Source organism: Georgenia sp. EYE_87 (genome assembly GCF_023148685.1).
Classification (GTDB): Bacteria; Actinomycetota; Actinomycetes; order Actinomycetales; family Actinomycetaceae; genus Georgenia.
In genome coordinates this window covers 168,704-183,282 of sequence record NZ_JAHXNL010000006.1, presented here as the reverse complement: position 1 = coordinate 183,282, position 14,579 = coordinate 168,704, and the positions used below count along the sequence as shown (strand labels likewise).

13 protein-coding genes are annotated in these 14,579 nt (G+C 69.9%); 9 read left to right on the top strand and 4 right to left on the bottom strand.

What is annotated here, in order from left to right; genetic code table 11:
• The 7 genes from KZX45_RS11020 to KZX45_RS10990 all read left to right on the top strand — a co-directional run bounded on the left by KZX45_RS11020 (nt 1) and on the right by KZX45_RS10990 (nt 6,574).
• The gene (locus KZX45_RS11020) at nt 1-456 is read left to right on the top strand and encodes a nuclear transport factor 2 family protein (RefSeq protein ID WP_248257775.1); all 456 of its coding nucleotides are present in this window, start codon (nt 1-3) and stop codon (nt 454-456) included.
• A complete protein-coding gene (locus KZX45_RS11015) occupies nt 453-1,205 on the top strand; it encodes an aldolase/citrate lyase family protein (RefSeq protein ID WP_248257774.1) in 753 nt (250 codons plus the stop codon). Before KZX45_RS11020 ends, KZX45_RS11015 begins: the two co-directional genes overlap by 4 nt.
• On the top strand, nt 1,202-2,896 hold the full coding sequence (locus tag KZX45_RS11010; protein ID WP_248257773.1) for a bifunctional 3-(3-hydroxy-phenyl)propionate/3-hydroxycinnamic acid hydroxylase: 1,695 nt from the start codon (nt 1,202-1,204) through the stop codon (nt 2,894-2,896). Before KZX45_RS11015 ends, KZX45_RS11010 begins: the two co-directional genes overlap by 4 nt.
• A 150-nt stretch (nt 2,897-3,046) precedes the next feature.
• A complete protein-coding gene (locus KZX45_RS11005; RefSeq protein WP_248257772.1) occupies nt 3,047-4,060 on the top strand; it encodes an ABC transporter substrate-binding protein in 1,014 nt (337 codons plus the stop codon).
• A gap of 66 nt (nt 4,061-4,126) precedes the next feature.
• Nucleotides 4,127-4,990 carry an ABC transporter permease gene (locus tag KZX45_RS11000; RefSeq protein WP_248257771.1) on the top strand — a complete coding sequence of 288 codons (864 nt, stop codon included), beginning with the start codon at nt 4,127-4,129 and terminating at the stop codon, nt 4,988-4,990.
• Nucleotides 4,987-5,760, top strand: a complete 774-nt coding sequence (locus KZX45_RS10995; RefSeq protein WP_248257770.1) for an ABC transporter permease — start codon at nt 4,987-4,989, stop codon at nt 5,758-5,760. Before KZX45_RS11000 ends, KZX45_RS10995 begins: the two co-directional genes overlap by 4 nt.
• Nucleotides 5,750-6,574 carry an ABC transporter ATP-binding protein gene (locus KZX45_RS10990; RefSeq protein ID WP_248257769.1) on the top strand — a complete coding sequence of 275 codons (825 nt, stop codon included), beginning with the start codon at nt 5,750-5,752 and terminating at the stop codon, nt 6,572-6,574. The genes KZX45_RS10995 and KZX45_RS10990 overlap by 11 nt, the downstream gene beginning before the upstream one ends.
• A gap of 126 nt (nt 6,575-6,700) precedes the next feature.
• Here KZX45_RS10990 and KZX45_RS10985 read toward each other — a convergent pair whose 3' ends face one another.
• From KZX45_RS10985 to KZX45_RS10970, 4 genes are read right to left on the bottom strand one after another with little or no spacing between them, the layout of a single operon-like run.
• Complete coding sequence (locus KZX45_RS10985) at nt 6,701-8,137, bottom strand: carboxylesterase family protein (protein WP_248257768.1); 1,437 nt, start codon at nt 8,135-8,137, stop codon at nt 6,701-6,703.
• A complete protein-coding gene (locus tag KZX45_RS10980) occupies nt 8,134-10,125 on the bottom strand; it encodes an NAD(P)/FAD-dependent oxidoreductase (protein WP_248257767.1) in 1,992 nt (663 codons plus the stop codon). The genes KZX45_RS10985 and KZX45_RS10980 overlap by 4 nt, the downstream gene beginning before the upstream one ends.
• A complete protein-coding gene (locus KZX45_RS10975; protein ID WP_248257766.1) occupies nt 10,122-11,762 on the bottom strand; it encodes an FAD-dependent monooxygenase in 1,641 nt (546 codons plus the stop codon). The genes KZX45_RS10980 and KZX45_RS10975 overlap by 4 nt, the downstream gene beginning before the upstream one ends.
• Before the next feature lie 37 nt (nt 11,763-11,799).
• Nucleotides 11,800-12,657, bottom strand: a complete 858-nt coding sequence (locus tag KZX45_RS10970; RefSeq protein WP_248257765.1) for a fumarylacetoacetate hydrolase family protein — start codon at nt 12,655-12,657, stop codon at nt 11,800-11,802.
• A gap of 259 nt (nt 12,658-12,916) precedes the next feature.
• Between KZX45_RS10970 and KZX45_RS10965 the strand changes: the two genes are divergently transcribed.
• The gene (locus tag KZX45_RS10965; RefSeq protein ID WP_248257764.1) at nt 12,917-13,507 is read left to right on the top strand and encodes a TetR/AcrR family transcriptional regulator; all 591 of its coding nucleotides are present in this window, start codon (nt 12,917-12,919) and stop codon (nt 13,505-13,507) included.
• Nucleotides 13,508-13,649: 142 nt separating this feature from the next.
• Complete coding sequence (locus tag KZX45_RS10960) at nt 13,650-14,525, top strand: VOC family protein (RefSeq protein ID WP_248257763.1); 876 nt, start codon at nt 13,650-13,652, stop codon at nt 14,523-14,525.
• Nucleotides 14,526-14,579: the final 54 nt, after the last annotated feature.

Sequence of the window (14,579 nt, the reverse complement as noted above, 5' to 3'; positions counted from 1 at the left end):
ATGACTGTCGACATCGAGACCCGTGTCGCGATCGAGCAGCTCGTCTCCGAGCTCCTCTACCGCCTGGACCACGGCATGGCCGACACCACCTGGGAGCTGTACACCGAGGACTGTGTCACCACCGGTCCCCTCGGGGACATGGTCGGCCGCGAGGCGATCAAGACGTGGGGCGCCAAGCGCGCCAAGCTCAGGAACGTCGTCGGGCGTCACCTGATCGGCGGCGTCCGGCTCGCCTGGGAGGACGGCGTGCTGCACGGCACGATCGCCTACCAGACGTTCCGCGACTCCTCAGAGAACCCGCTGGTGCCGGCGAGCGTCGGGGAGTTCCGCGAGCAGTACCGCCAGGTCGACGGCACGTGGCTCATCCACCGCCGCGAGATCGTCCCGATCTTCGGTGGACAGAACGCCGCGGCGCACGCCGCGCGTCTGGCCGCCGAAGGGGCGACCGAACGGTGAAGCTCGACGCGGTCCACGGCACGGCCCCGGCGCTGCTGCACCAGGCCCTGCCGAGCTGCTCCGTGACCGAGTGGGCGCTCGCCGCCGGCTACGACGGCGTGATCATCGACCTGCAGCACGGCGAGGTGGGCCTCGAGGCGGCGTGCGGCATGCTGCGGGCGTGCCCGCGCGGCAACGCCTACGTCTACGCCCGGGTGGGCAGCCTGGACCCAGCACCGATCCTGCGGTTGCTGGACAGCGGCGCACGGGGCATCGTCGCGCCGACCGTGGAGTCCGCCGAGCAGGCCGCGGCCCTCGTCGCGGCCACCAAGTACCTGCCGGTGGGGAACCGGAGCCTCGGCCCCAGCCGGCCGGCGCTCTACCCGGGCGAGAGCTACACCGCGGCGGGCAACGCGGCGGTGTCGACGATCGCGCAGATCGAGACGGCGCTCGGCGTCGAGCGCGCCGAGGAGATCATCGCCACCCCCGGCCTCGACTCCATCTACGTCGGGCCCGCCGACCTCGCCGTCTCCTACGGCCTGCCCGGCCGCGGGGACTGGGAGGACGGCCCGGTGCTGACCGCTGTCGAGCACCTCGCCGGCCTGGCCCGCCAGCACGGGCGCACGCTCGGCATCTACTCGGGATCGCCCGTCTATGCGTCCGGCCTCATCGCGCGCGGCCTCATCGACTACGTCGGCCTCGGCATCGACCTGGTCCTGCTGAGCCGCGCCGCCCAGGGCACCATCACGGCCTTGAAAGGCAAGTCATGAACTTTGACACCGACGTCATCGTCATTGGTGCCGGCCCGGTCGGCCTCATGCTCGCGAACCTGCTCGGCGGCTACGGCGTCGACGTCGTGGTGCTGGAGGCGCGGGACGAGCTGATCGACTACCCGCGCGCCGTCGGCGTGGACGACGAGGCGCTGCGGTCGATGCAGACCATCGGCCTCGTCGAGGAAGTGCTGCCGCACACCGTCCCCGACCAGAAGATCCGCATCGTCAACGGCGAGCGCAAGATCCTGGCCGAGATCAACCCCACCACCCGCGAGTTCGGCTACCCGCGCCGCAACGGCTTCGTCCAGCCGCTCGTCGACAAGGTGCTGCTCGACGGCCTGGAGCGCTTCGCCTCGGTGACCGTCCGGTTCCGCGCGGAGGCCGCTGGCCTCGTGCAGGACGGCGAGAGCGCCACGGTGACGGTGCGGACCCCGTCGGGGGAAGAGACCCTCACGGGCAAGTACGTCGTGAGCTGCGAGGGCGGCGCGTCCGCCACCCGCAAGGCCCTGGGCATCGGGTTCGACGGCGAGACGCGTACCACGCGCGGTCTCGTCATCGACGTCGCGAACGACCCGATCGGCACCCCGCACGCCGTCTTCGGCGGCGACCCGACCCGCGGCTACGCCACACTCAGCCTGCCGCACGGGATCCGCCGCTGGGAGTTCAGCCTGCTCCCGGGGGAGGACGAGTCGCTGGCGGACGACGACGAGTTCGTCCACGGCCTGCTGAAGGACCACGTGCCGGACCCGGCAAAGCTCGACATCATCCGCCGCCGCGTGTACTCCCACCACGCCCGCGTCGCCGAGAAGTTTCAGGCCGGCCGGGTGCTGCTGGCGGGCGACGCCGCGCACATCATGCCGGTCGTCGCCGGCCAGGGGTGGAACTCGGGCATCCGCGACGCCCTGAACCTGGGCTGGAAGCTCGCCGCCGTCGTCAAGGGCAGGGCCGACGACTCGCTCATCGAGACGTACGCGGCCGAGCGCATGGACCACGTCAAGGCGATGGTGGCGCTCTCGCTCAGCATGGCGAACCTCGTGACCGACACGAGCAAGCTGCGCACCTGGGTGCGCGACCGGGTCGCCAGCGCGATCGACCGCGTGCCGGCCCTCAAGGCACGCGTCAACAGCCAGGGCTTCAAGCCGCTGCCCAAGTACGACCGCGGCGTCGTCGTCCCCACGGCGACCCGCACCTACAAGGCGCTGCCCGACTTCGCCGACGTCGTCCCGACCGCGGGCACCCTGTTCCCGCAGCCGCGCGTGAAGGACGTCGCCGGGCGTGACCTGCTGCTCGATGACGCGACCGGACAGGGCTGGCGCGTGCTGGCCTGGAACAACGACCCCACGGCGTTCCTGAGCGACGCGAGCCGGGCCGGGGTCGAGCGCCTGGGTGCCACGCTCGTCCAGGTCGTCCCGGCCGAGCAGCTCCCTTGGGCGGCCGGGCACGTCTCCGACGGCGTCAGGCTCGTCGGCGACCCGGCCGGCGTCCTCAAGACCTGGTTCGACGCACGCCCTGTCTCCGTGGTGGTGCTCCGGCCGGACCACATCATCGCGGCCGAGTGCCTCGCCCAGGAGCTGGACGCCACCTTGACCAAGGTCTTCGCTGCCGCTCGGATCGGGACGCCTCAGGTACCGGTGGAGGAGCCGCAGGCGGCTGCGGAGGAGTCGCAGGGGACGCTTGCCGCCTCCTGACCGTGCCGCTGGCTTGCCGCAGCGGCCCGTATCAGCAGAATGCATTATCCATTGACAAATGTGCTATCCATCACATAGGGTTCGAATCAGCGTCGGGCCGTGGCCGGCCGGCAGCGAACGTCGACCCGTTCACTCGAGGAAGAGGGACTCATGAGGTTATCCACCACGCACGCGCTCGCCGCCGTCGCCGCCGGGCTCGTGCTCGCGCTGTCCGGCTGCTCGTCCGGCTCGGTCACCGGCGCCGCCACGCAGCCTGCCGCCGACAGCGGCACCGACACCGGCGGCGACAGCGAGAAGCTCACGCACGTCAACTTCGGCATCTTCGCCTCCTCCGCGCAGGCCGCGTTGCAGGCGTCCATCGACGAGGGCATCTTTGCCGACCACGGCATCGAGCTGGAGCTCGTCGTCGGCCAGTCGTCCAACGCTCAGCTGCCGTCGCTGTCGACCGGCGCGCTGGACTTCATGCTCGCGAGCCCGACGACGCCGCTCGTCGCCGCGACGCAAGGGCTTGACATCCAGATCGTCTCGGGCTTCCTGCAGAACAACCCAGACACCCCGTTCGACTCGACCGCGGTGGTCACCGGCGCGGGCTCGGACATCACCTCCGCCAAGGACCTGTCGGGCAAGACCGTCTCGGTCAACGCGCTCGGGGGCATCGGCGAGATCGGGATCAGCGAGGCGGTCGCGCTCGACGGCGGCGACCCCAGCAGCATCAACTTCGTCCAGCTCGGCTTCCCCGAGGTGGCGGCGCAGCTCGAAAGCGGACAGGTCGACGCCGGCATGGTCGGCTCACCGTTCACGCAGCAGGTTCTCGGTGCGGAAGGGACGCTCGTGTCCGACTTCATCCACGACACGGAGCTCGGGGCCAACGAGCTCGTCATCGCCTCGAGCGGCACACTGACCTCCGAGGACCCCGACACCGTCACGAGGTTCGTCGAGGCGCTCACCGAGGCCAGCGCATGGCTCAACGACAACCACCCGGCCGTCGCCGAGCAGATGACGGCGATACTCAAGACCCCGCCGGAGGTGGCGTCGAAGACGGAGTTCGGTACCTGGAGCACCGACATCGACGAGCCGACCATCCAGAAGTTCGCCGACCTGCTGAGCAAGTACGACGTCACCGACGCCACGCCTGACGTGAGCAAGGTGCTCTGGCAGCAGTAGCCCGCCGGGCGGGGCCGCCTCCTCGGCCCCGCCCGTCCGCCCTCGTCCGAGGAGTACAGAACAGACGTGGACACGCAAACCGTCCTGCCAGGTGCGGCAGCGGCCGCCCCAGCAGTCGAGGCGGTCCCGGGCACGCGCCGGAGCACCCCGGGCTGGCAAGAGGTCGGGCCCTACGTACTAGGCGTCACCGGCATCGTCGCCTTCCTCGTCGCCTGGGAGCTCTTCAGCCTTTACGGCCCGGTGAACCGGCACCATCTCCCGGGGCCGACAACGGTGATCCCGGTGTTCCTCACCAACTTCACCTACACCGACTTCTGGGAAGCGGTGGGGTTCACGATGCGGGCGTGGTTCCTCGGTCTGACGATCTCCTCGGTCGCCGGCCTGCTGGTCGGCCTGGTCATCGGGTCCTCGAAGTTCCTCCGGGAGTTCACCCACACGACGATCGAGTTCCTTCGTCCGATCCCCTCCGTGGGCCTCATCCCGGTGGCCGCGCTGCTGTTCGGCCCCCGGCTCGGCTCCGAGCTCCTCGTGGTGGTCTACGGCTGCTTCTTCATCGCGCTGATCCAGGTGCTGTACGGGGTCGCCGACGTCGACAAGGTCGCGGACGACACCGTGCGCACAATGCGGATGAACGGTCTCCAGCGCGCGTGGTACCTCGTCTTCCCCACTCTCCTGCCGTTCTTCGTCACCGGGGTCCGGCTCGCCGCCACCGTGGCCCTGATCCTGGCGATCAGCACCGAGCTCATCGTCGGTACGCCCGGCCTCGGCCACGCGGTGGCCACGGCCCAGCTCAACGACGCGCCTGCCGCGCTCTTCGCGCTGATCCTCACGGCCGGCCTGCTGGGCATCATCGTCAACCAAGTGTTCCGACTCATCGAGCGCAAGGTGCTCTTCTGGCACAGCTCGGTACGCGGGGAGGCAGCGGCATGAGCGCCCTCAGACGAGTCCTGATGTGGATCGGTCTGCCGGTCATCCTCATCGCCCTCTGGTGGGCCTTCACTCGGCAGGGTGCGAACTTCTTCGTCCCCACGCCGGAGAGGGTCGCGGAGAAGTTCGTCGAGACCTGGCTGTCCTCCAACCTCTGGACGGACGTGTGGCCTAGCGTCTGGCGGCTGCTGGTCAGCCTGGCGATCTCCATCGTCGTCGGCGTCACCTTCGGGATCCTCATCGGTCTGTCGCGCAACGCCCGGTGGCTGCTGGAGCCGCTGCTGGAGTTCCTGCGCGCGATCCCGTCGACGATCCTCATCCCTGTCCTGCTGCTGGTCATCGGCATCAACAACGGCATGAAGATCACGGTCATCGTGCTCGGCTGCGTCTGGCCGATCCTGCTCAACACGATCACCGGCGTCCGGTCCATGGACGAGGTGCAGACCAGCACGGTCCGGGTCTACGGGATCAACGGCCTGGACCGCCTGCGCTACTTCATCCTGCCCTCAGCGGCCCCGCAGATGCTCACGGGCATCCGCCAGTCCCTGGCGGTCGGCCTCATCCTCATGGTGGTCTCCGAGATGTTCGCCGCCCAGGAGGGCATCGGTTACCAGATCATCAACTTCCAGAACCGTGTCGCGATCCCGGAGATGTGGAGCGGCATCCTGCTGCTCGGCATCATCGGCGTCCTGCTCGCGGTGGCCTTCCAACTGATCCAGAAGCGGATCTTGCACTGGTACTTCGGACTCAAGGAGCACTCAAATGACGGCTGACGCAGCGCAGGCCCGCCTCTCGGTCCGTAACGTGCGCAAGATCTACGGCCACGGGACCGCGAAGGAGTTCGAGGCTGTCCGCTCGCTCGACTTCGACCTGCGCGCCGGCGAGCTCGCCTGCCTCGTGGGCCCCTCCGGCAGCGGCAAGACGACACTGCTGAAGATCATCGCGGGCCTGATGCCCCCGACCAGCGGTGAGGTCGTCCTCGACGGCGCCCGGGTCAACGGCCCGACGAAGGGCATGGCGGTCGTCTTCCAGGAGTACGGGCGCAGCCTGTTCCCCTGGTTCACGGTCGAGGACAACATCGAGCTGCCGCTCAAGACGTCCGGCGTGAAGAAGGCGGAACGTGCGGCGCGGGTCGACGACGCGCTGGCCTCGGTCGGACTCGAGCACGCCCGCAAGCAGTACCCGTGGCAGCTCTCGGGCGGCATGCAGCAGCGCGTGGCCATCGCCCGCGCGGTGGCGTCCCACCCCGACGTGATGCTCATGGACGAGCCGTTCGCGGCCGTCGACGCCCAGACGCGAGCGGAGCTCGAGGACCTGGTACGCACGGTGTGGAAGCGGCACAACATGACGATCCTGTTCGTCACCCACGACATCGACGAGTCGGTCTACCTGGGGGAGCGGGTCCTGGTGCTGTCCAGCTCCCCGACGATCGTCCAGGAAGACCTCACGATCGACCTGCCCGCCGAGCGGGACCAGCTGGAGACCCGCTCGTCCAAGCGGTTCGCCGAGCTGCGCCACGAGGTCTACGAGCAGGTGCAGTTCGCCAAGACCAACACGGGCGGAGCCCGCAAGCCCGCCACCGTCTGACTGACGTCGAACGCGGCCGTCTTCCTCGGGACAGGGTCCCGGAGAAGACGGCCGCGCGCGTTCCTGGGCACCGGCACAGCGCTGGGGGTCGCCGCGACGGCGCCCGCCGCCGCGACGGCGCCGTGGTCAGGCGATCAGCCGCAAGGCGCCCAGCTCGATGTCGTCGGGCCGGATGGCCCGGACACCCGCCTCGTCGATCTCCAGGGTCTGGGGTGAACCCGGGTCGTAGACCGGCGCGAGAGCAGAGCGCCCGCGGTCGTGCACGACGTCGAGAAGCAGGCGGTGCAGCACCGCCTCGGTCCGGTCGAAGACACCGTGGTCGAGGCCGTCCAGCATCGGGGCGTCGTGCCACCCGGAGCGCCCGCCGAAGAGGAACGGGAGCGTGAAGCAGTGCGGCGAGAGGGCGTCCGGGAGCGGGCTCTGCACCGCCAGGCGCACCACGCGCGTGGGAACCGCGGCCGCGGTGGCGATCTCGAGTGCGGCCGCGCGGAACTGGTGCAGCGTGCCGGCGTCGACGGCGAGCCGGTAGGGCGACGCCCCGGGCCGACGTTCCCTGAGCGACGCCAGTGCGGCGTCCGGGTCCTCGAACCGAGCCCCGAGATACCTTTGCAGCCACGCGCGGTCCTGCGCCTGGCGTGGCGCGCCGCGCAGGAACGCCGCGGACTCCTCGCCCGTCGTGAGCAGCAGCAGCCCCCCGGTGTGCAGCCGGGGCGCCGACGTCGCGTAGTCGCTGAGCCAGTCCGGGAGGCCCTCGCACGCGGCGGGGGCGAACGGGAAGCCGGCTCCGTGGTACCCGCGTGCGGCGGTGGTCTGCGCGTCCAGGATCCGCCCCACAGGGGCCGCGCCCAGCTCCGACGGCGCCCCGAAGGCGTCGAGGAACAGCGCGCGCCGCTGCGCGTGGTCCGAGCCGGACAGCGGGGCGAACCGCGGCAGGCTCACGAGCACGGTCCGCCGGATGACGCCCGCGAGGGCAGGCGTGATGCTCAGCGCGTAGGCATACCAGGCGCCCGCGGAGTCCCCCGCCAGGGTGATCGACTCCGGGTCACCACCAAACGCGCTGATCGAGCCGTGCACCCATCGCAGCGCCCGGATCAGGTCACGGAACGGTCGCGCCGACCCGTGTGGGTCGCCGCCCGGGCCGAGTGCGCCCAGGGCGCCGAGCCGGTAGCCGACCGTCACGAGGACCATGCGGCCGTCGCGTACGAGCTCGGGTGAGCGGAACCAGCGCGCGTGCGGGGATCCGGAGAGAAAGCCGCCGCCCGGGACGAACACGAGGACGGGGAGCCCGGCCGGGTCCGTGTGCGCGTCGGCCGGGGCCTGGATGCGCACGAAGAACGAGTCCTCGGACTGCCGCAGCTCACCCAGCGCGGGCCCGAGCAGGACGTCGAGCGCACCGGGGCGCTGAGGGAACGCCGTCACGGGCCCCTGCGCACGAGCGGGCGAGCGAGCCTCGGCGAACCGGTCACCGTCGGCGTAGCGCACCGCGCGGAAATCGGCGACGCCGTCCGTCACGGCCCCGAGGACCGTGCCGGACGGCGTCGCCACCGTGACGGTACGGCTCACGCGATGAACTCGTGGTCGCCGGGCGCCACGGACTCGGTGATCTCCCAGTAGTCGGCGTTGGTGTACGGCCAGACCTGGGAGACCCGACCGGAGGCGTTCTGGTACCACGTGCGCACGTACGGCTGGCCCCACGCCATGCGCCGGTTCGCGGCATCGACCCAGGCCACGAACCTGTCGAGCGCCTCGGGCGTGACGTCGACCGCCTTGATGTCGCGGGCGAGCACCTCACGGACCACCTTGAGGGAGAACTCCACGGCCCGCTCGATCATGAAGTGCAGGCTGCCCGCGACGACGCCGCCGACGTTCGGTCCGTACAGCATGAAGAAGTTCGGGAAGCCGGGCACGGTGACGCCGTTGTAGGCGCGCGTGTCGCCCTTCCAGAAGTCGTGGATCTCGACCCCGCCCCGGCCGACGATCTCCACCCCGTCGAGGTAGTCCGACGGCCGGAAGCCGGTCGCGCACACCACGAGGTCCACCTCGTGCAGCGTGCCGTCCTCGGTGAGGATCCCCTCGGGCGTGAAGCGCGCGATGGGTGAGGTCTCGAGCGTCGTCCGCTCCTGCATGAGCGAGTACGCCCACACGCCGTTGTCGCGCAGCATGCGCTTGGCGCCCGGCGGGTAGCTCGGGGTCGTGAGCTCGAGCAGGTCCGGACGACCCTGCAGCTGCTCGGCCATCCGGCCGATCAGCTCGTCCCGGACCTTCTGGTTGGTCCGGGACACGCTCAGCGGAACCCCCTCCCAGCCCTCCTCGGCCTCCACGGAGTGGAACCGGCCCGGGATCCCCAACGTCGTCACCCACAGGCGGTACCACTGTCCGTAGTGCGGCACGTGGCGCACCAGCCAGGAGAACGTCCCGTCGACCGTGTCGTGGTAGTTCGGCGCAGGCAGCATCCAGGGCGCGCTGCGCTGGAACAGGACCATCTTGGCGACCTCGTCCACCATGGCCGGGACGATCTGGTACGCGCTCGCGCCGGTGCCGATGACGGCGACCCGCTTGCCGTGCCAGTCGATCGTGTCGTCCCACTCCGCGGAGTGCATGACCGGCCCCGTGAAGTCGGCGAGCCCCGGGAAGTCGGGGATGTGCGGGATGTCGAGCTGGCCGAGGCCGCTGACGATCGCCGCGAACATCCGTTCCGTCGTCACTCCGTCGGACCCGACCGTGGTGACCACCCAGACGCCCTTGGCCTCGTCCCAGACCGCCCGCGTCAGACGCGTGCCGAACTCGATGTGGTCTGCCAGGCCCGCGCGCTCGGCGACCGTCTCGAGGTAGTCGAGGATCTCGGCGCCCTGCGCGAACTGGTGCGGCCAGTCGGTCTTCTGCGCGAAGGAGTACGAGTAGCCGAACGTCGGGGTGTCCAGCCGGACGCCCGGGTAGCGGTTCTTCCACCAGGTGCCGCCGATGCGGTCCGACGCCTCGATCATCGTGAACGGGACGTCCGCCTGGGCGTAGCGGTGGCCGGCCGCGATACCGGCGATGCCGGCGCCGACCACGAGCACCTCGAACTCGCGGCCAGGGGCGAGCTCGCCGAAGCGCCAGGAGGGGGCGCCACCCTTGTCGGGCGCGAGATCGAGCTCGTGCCGGAGCGACGGGACCCAGGACTCGTTGCCGTTCGTCAGGAAGGTGAGGATGTGCTGGACGGTGTCGTCCGGCAGCACGTCCACGCTGGTGATGTGCTCGTCGCGCAGACGGCGCAGGCCGTCGAGGGCCAGCCGCCTGGCCAGCTCCTGCTGCGCCTCCGTCATGCCGCCGTGCGGGTGCCCCACCGTGTCGACGGGCGTGAGCGGGGGCCGGAGGTCCTCGACGAGGCCCGAGGTGTCGCCCGTCGCCGCAGCGAGGGCGGCCAGCAGCGCCGGGAGGTCGGCCTTCGCCACGACCTCGGCCAGGAACGCGTCGTCGGCGGTGATCGGCTCGTAGTCGTCCTGCCAGAAGAGGTCATCGATGTCAGCTCGCTGTGCGGCCATGGGCACGGCCTTGTCCGTGGTGGTCATCTGTTCGTCCCTTCGACGTACGGGCGCAGCTCTTCGACGACGTGCCTCTCGTCGGCGGCCCTGAACACGGCAGCGACGTAGCGGTCAGGACGAACGACGACGTAGTGCACGGAGGTGAGATCGGGTGCCGTGCCCACGAGCGAGCCCGTCGTGTCGGTGAGCTCGGTGTAGCCGGCCCGCTCCGAGGCGGACGCGCCGTCGGGCAGGAGCCGGATCCGGCGGGCGCCGAGCCCCGTCCAGTAGGGGGCCAGGTCGCCGAACGGGTCCGGTGCTGGCCCCGAAGACGCGGGCCCGATCGCCAGCAGGGCCCATCCCGGGCCGAGGTGTGCGTCGAGCGGGCCCGCCACGCCGGCGGGGTCGACGACCTCCGGCTGGCTCAGCGCCCTGCCCACCCACCGCGCGACCACGTCGTTGACGCCTGCGCTGGGACGCACGGCCACGCCGTTGCTGTAGTCCGGCGGCGTGATGAACCGCATGCCCGACAGGTAGGACCGCACCGGCGGCACGAGGCCGGCGAGTCGGAAGAGGGTGTCGCGGGCGCGAGTCCGGATCGCACCCACCGCCATCACGACGGCACCTGTCCGGTGCGAGATCCGCACCATCTTGACGCCGTGGGTTCTGCGCTCGGTCTGGTAGGTGTCGAGCAGCCGGTCGGTGCCTGTCCCGCGGAGCACGTCGAGCAGCTTCCACGAGATGTTGAGGGCGTCGCGAAGGCCGGCGTTGAGGCCCTGGCCGGAGAAGGGCGGCATGAGGTGTGCGGCGTCACCGACGAGGAACGCCCGGCCCACCCGATAGGTCTCGGCGACCCGCTGGTGCGCCACATAGACGGTCGCTCGGCGGAGGTCCTCGGGCTTGATCGTCGGGTGATGCGGGCGCGCGAGCTCGAGAATCTTCTCCGGGGCGGTCATCACCTCGGCGTCCTCGTCGTCGAACAGCATGTACTCCAGCCGTAGGCGACCCTTGACGCCGGGCACGAGGACGTACGGGCGGACGCCGTCACCGTGGAACTCGGCGTACGGCTCGCGTGCGCCGTCCACGTTCTCCAGGTCGATGACGATCCAGCGCTCGGGCTGTGTCGAGCCCAGCAGCTCGACACCGAGCGCTTCACGCGAGAAGCTCCGGCCGCCGTCGGCACCGATCAGCCAGGTGCCGCGCACTTCCTCGGTGCGGAACGCGCCGTCGGGCTCGGTGGTGCGGGCCGTCGGCCGCACGGTGACGGTCACGCCTCCGCCGTCCTGGTCGATTCCCGTCGCCCGAGTGCCCGGACGGAACTCGATCCCGGCGTGCGCGACGACGGCGTCCCAGAGCAGACCCTCGAGGACCGGTTGGTCGAACTGCGATTTGGCCGGGTGCCCGGTGCGCGACGGCGCCGGCTTCGAGACGGCGAGCACGCGGTCGTTCAGACCGAAGTACTTCGCGCCCGTGTCCAGGAGCGACTCGGCCTTGAGTGCGTCCGCGAGGCCGAACCGGTCCATGATGCGGAAGGTCTCGTCCGCGATGCTGATGGCGCGCGGCAGGTCGCCGGGCTGGGCTGCCTCCTCCACGAGCGCGACCGACGCGCCTCCGTCCGCGAGGAGGAGGGCCGTGGTCAGACCGACCGGTCCCGCACCGATGACGACGACGTCATATGTGTTCATGGCCATGCCTCAGGGCTCGAGGGTAGGGGTTGCCAGGTCAGAGCTCGTGGTTTGCGGCCACAAGTCGGTTGCGCAGCGTACCGAGCCCGGTGACCTCGACCTCGACCACGTCGCCAGGTGAGAGGAAGACTGGCGGCTCCATGAAGAGGCCGACGCCGCCGGGCGTGCCGGTCACGATGACGTCTCCGGGCGCGAGCGGGGTGAACGCGGTGACGTACTCGATGATCGACGGGATGTCGAAGATGAGGTCGAGCACCTTGGCGTGCTGGCGCACCTCGCCGTTCACACGTGTCTCCACGACGAGGTCCGTGACCTCGCCGAGCTCCGAGGCAGGGGTGTAGTAAGGACCGAAGGGGCCTGAGGCCGGGAAGTTCTTCCCCGGGGTCCACTGGCCGGTGTGGCGCTGCCAGTCGCGTGCGCTCAGGTCGTTGAACGCGGCATAGCCGGCGACGACGTCCCAGGACGCCTCCAGGGAGACCTGGTAGGCAGGTGCGCCGATGACCAGGGCGACCTCGCCCTCATAGTCGTACTTCTCGCTGCCGGTGGGGATGGGCAGGTCCTCGCCGTGGGCAGCAAGTGTGTCGGCGAAGCGGGTGAAGATGGTCGGTGCTACCACGTCGGCGCGGCCCGTCTCCTCCTGGTGCGTCTTGTAGTTGACGCCGACGCAGATCACCTTGCCCGGGTCGGAGATCACCGGGAGGAATGCCGTCCCCTCGACCGGTTGCGCAGGCGCGGCGGCCAGGTGCGGGGCGGGCTGGAGAGATCCGCCGGCGATCGCCACCTTCAGCGAAGGCGCGAGCGCGAGGCCGCTCGGGCCGAGGTCGTAGAGCACACCGCTCTCCTCGGCGCCCCAGGTGGGCACGCCCACCGAGTTGACGTAGCTCGCATACCGCATGGTGGTCCTCTCAGGTCAACGCTGACACGGGTGAGCACGGCGCTACCCGGGTTCCGCGTCCACCCTAGCCCGGAATGTATTATTGGTCTAGTAGTGCATTACCGGGCGGTGCCGTTCGTCTCGCCGGGGCCGTGGCAGGCTTGCCGGCAAGGGGCCGTGGGCCGGTAGGGCGTGGATCTGATGAGGGAGGCGCGGGATGGTTCGGCGACGACATGCGCACAAGTCAACGCCCGAGAACGAGCGGGCAATCCTCGAGGCCGTGCTCGCCCTGGCCGTGGAGGCGGGGTACGAAGGCACGACGATGGCCGACGTCGCGCGCGTCTCAGGCCTGCCGGTCGGTTCCGTGTACTGGCATTTCGAGAGCAAGGAACAACTTTTCGCCGCGCTCATCGAGTACTGCTTCGACATCTGGAAGAAGGACCACGAGCTCCCGGACAACCGTGCCGTGTTGCGCCGGAGCATCGGCGAGTCGGCCGCACGCTCCGTTGACCCGAAGAACACCAAGGAGGCGTTCTGGGTCATCGCCCTGCTGTTCGCGCTGGAGAAGCGGCTGGAGGGCAACCGGGCGCGTCAGAAGTACCTCCAGATTCGCGAGGAGATGTTCGAACTCATGGTCGCCCAGGTGGAACGCACGATGCCGCCGGGCGCACTCGCCCGTGAGCCTCAGCTCGCACGGAAGGTCGTGACCCTCGGGCGTGCGCTCACCGACGGCTTCTACATCGCGGCTGCTGCCGGCGACGACATCGACTTCGCCGAGATGGCGGATCTGTCGGCGACTGCGATGGAGGCACTGGTCGAGCGCTACGCCGGCGAGTCAGCGCCCGCTGCCGCTCGCGCCGAGAGGCGGTAGTGCGGCGCCTTGGTGTTCCAGTAGTGCGTTCCCTAGTCTAGAGTGCATTATCGCCGTGGGTCGGCGGGGGCGCATACGACGTCGTGTGCGGGCCGTGGAGTTGTGGCGCGGACCATGGAAACGTTCACGAAGGAGGAGGCCGATGGCTCTCGGCGCTGTCTCGGAGATGGGATACCTGGCGATGCGCACCCGTGCGTACGAGGAGTCCCTCCAGCTTGCGACGGAGGTGCTCGGCCTGCGGCTGACGCGTGACTCGGGCGACCGCGCGTACCTGGCGGCGGCCGACCGTCACCACGAGCTGGTCTACGTCAAAGGCGATGCCGACGGGATCGACCACATCGGTCTCGTCGCGGAGAGTGCGGAGTCCTTGGAGGTCATCCGCAAGAAGGTCGAGGCGGGGCGGTTCCGGATCATCACGCGCTCGCCGTTCGAGGAGGCCATAGGCGAGGGCTTCGCATTCGTCGGTCCGGAGAACTACGTGTTCCACATCTACACCGGGATGGCGGGCCACCGGCACGGGCCCGCGTCGTTCGGGCCGGACCGGTACGGCCACATCAACATCCACCCGCAGGACGCGAGGGCGATGAAAGACTTCCTCGTGGAGTTCCTCGGCTTCAAGGTCTCTGATGTCATCGGCCAGAACTTCGCCTACTTCCTGCGGTGCAACGCCGACCATCACGGGGTCGCGATCATCAAGGGCCGGGGGTCGCTGCACCACCACGCGTGGCAGACGCAGTCGATCGCGGACCTCGGCCGGCTCGGTGACCGTCTCTTCGCGCTCGGCCGCCGGCTCATTTGGGGCCCCGTCCGGCACGGCGCCGGCCACAACATTGCTGCGTACTACGTGGAACCGAACGGCACCGTGGTGGAGCTGTACACCGACCTTGAGCAGATTCACGACGAGCTTCGCCCACCCATCGAGTGGTCGGCCGACGACCGCACCTGGTTCAACAGGTGGGGCGTCTACAACGGTGAGGACTTCCGCTCGCACGGGGCATTTCCCGTGGAGCTTGCCTGACCCCTCCCGTCTCGGAGTTGCCGCGTGCGCGGCCCGCCGTCAGATCGGTCCTGC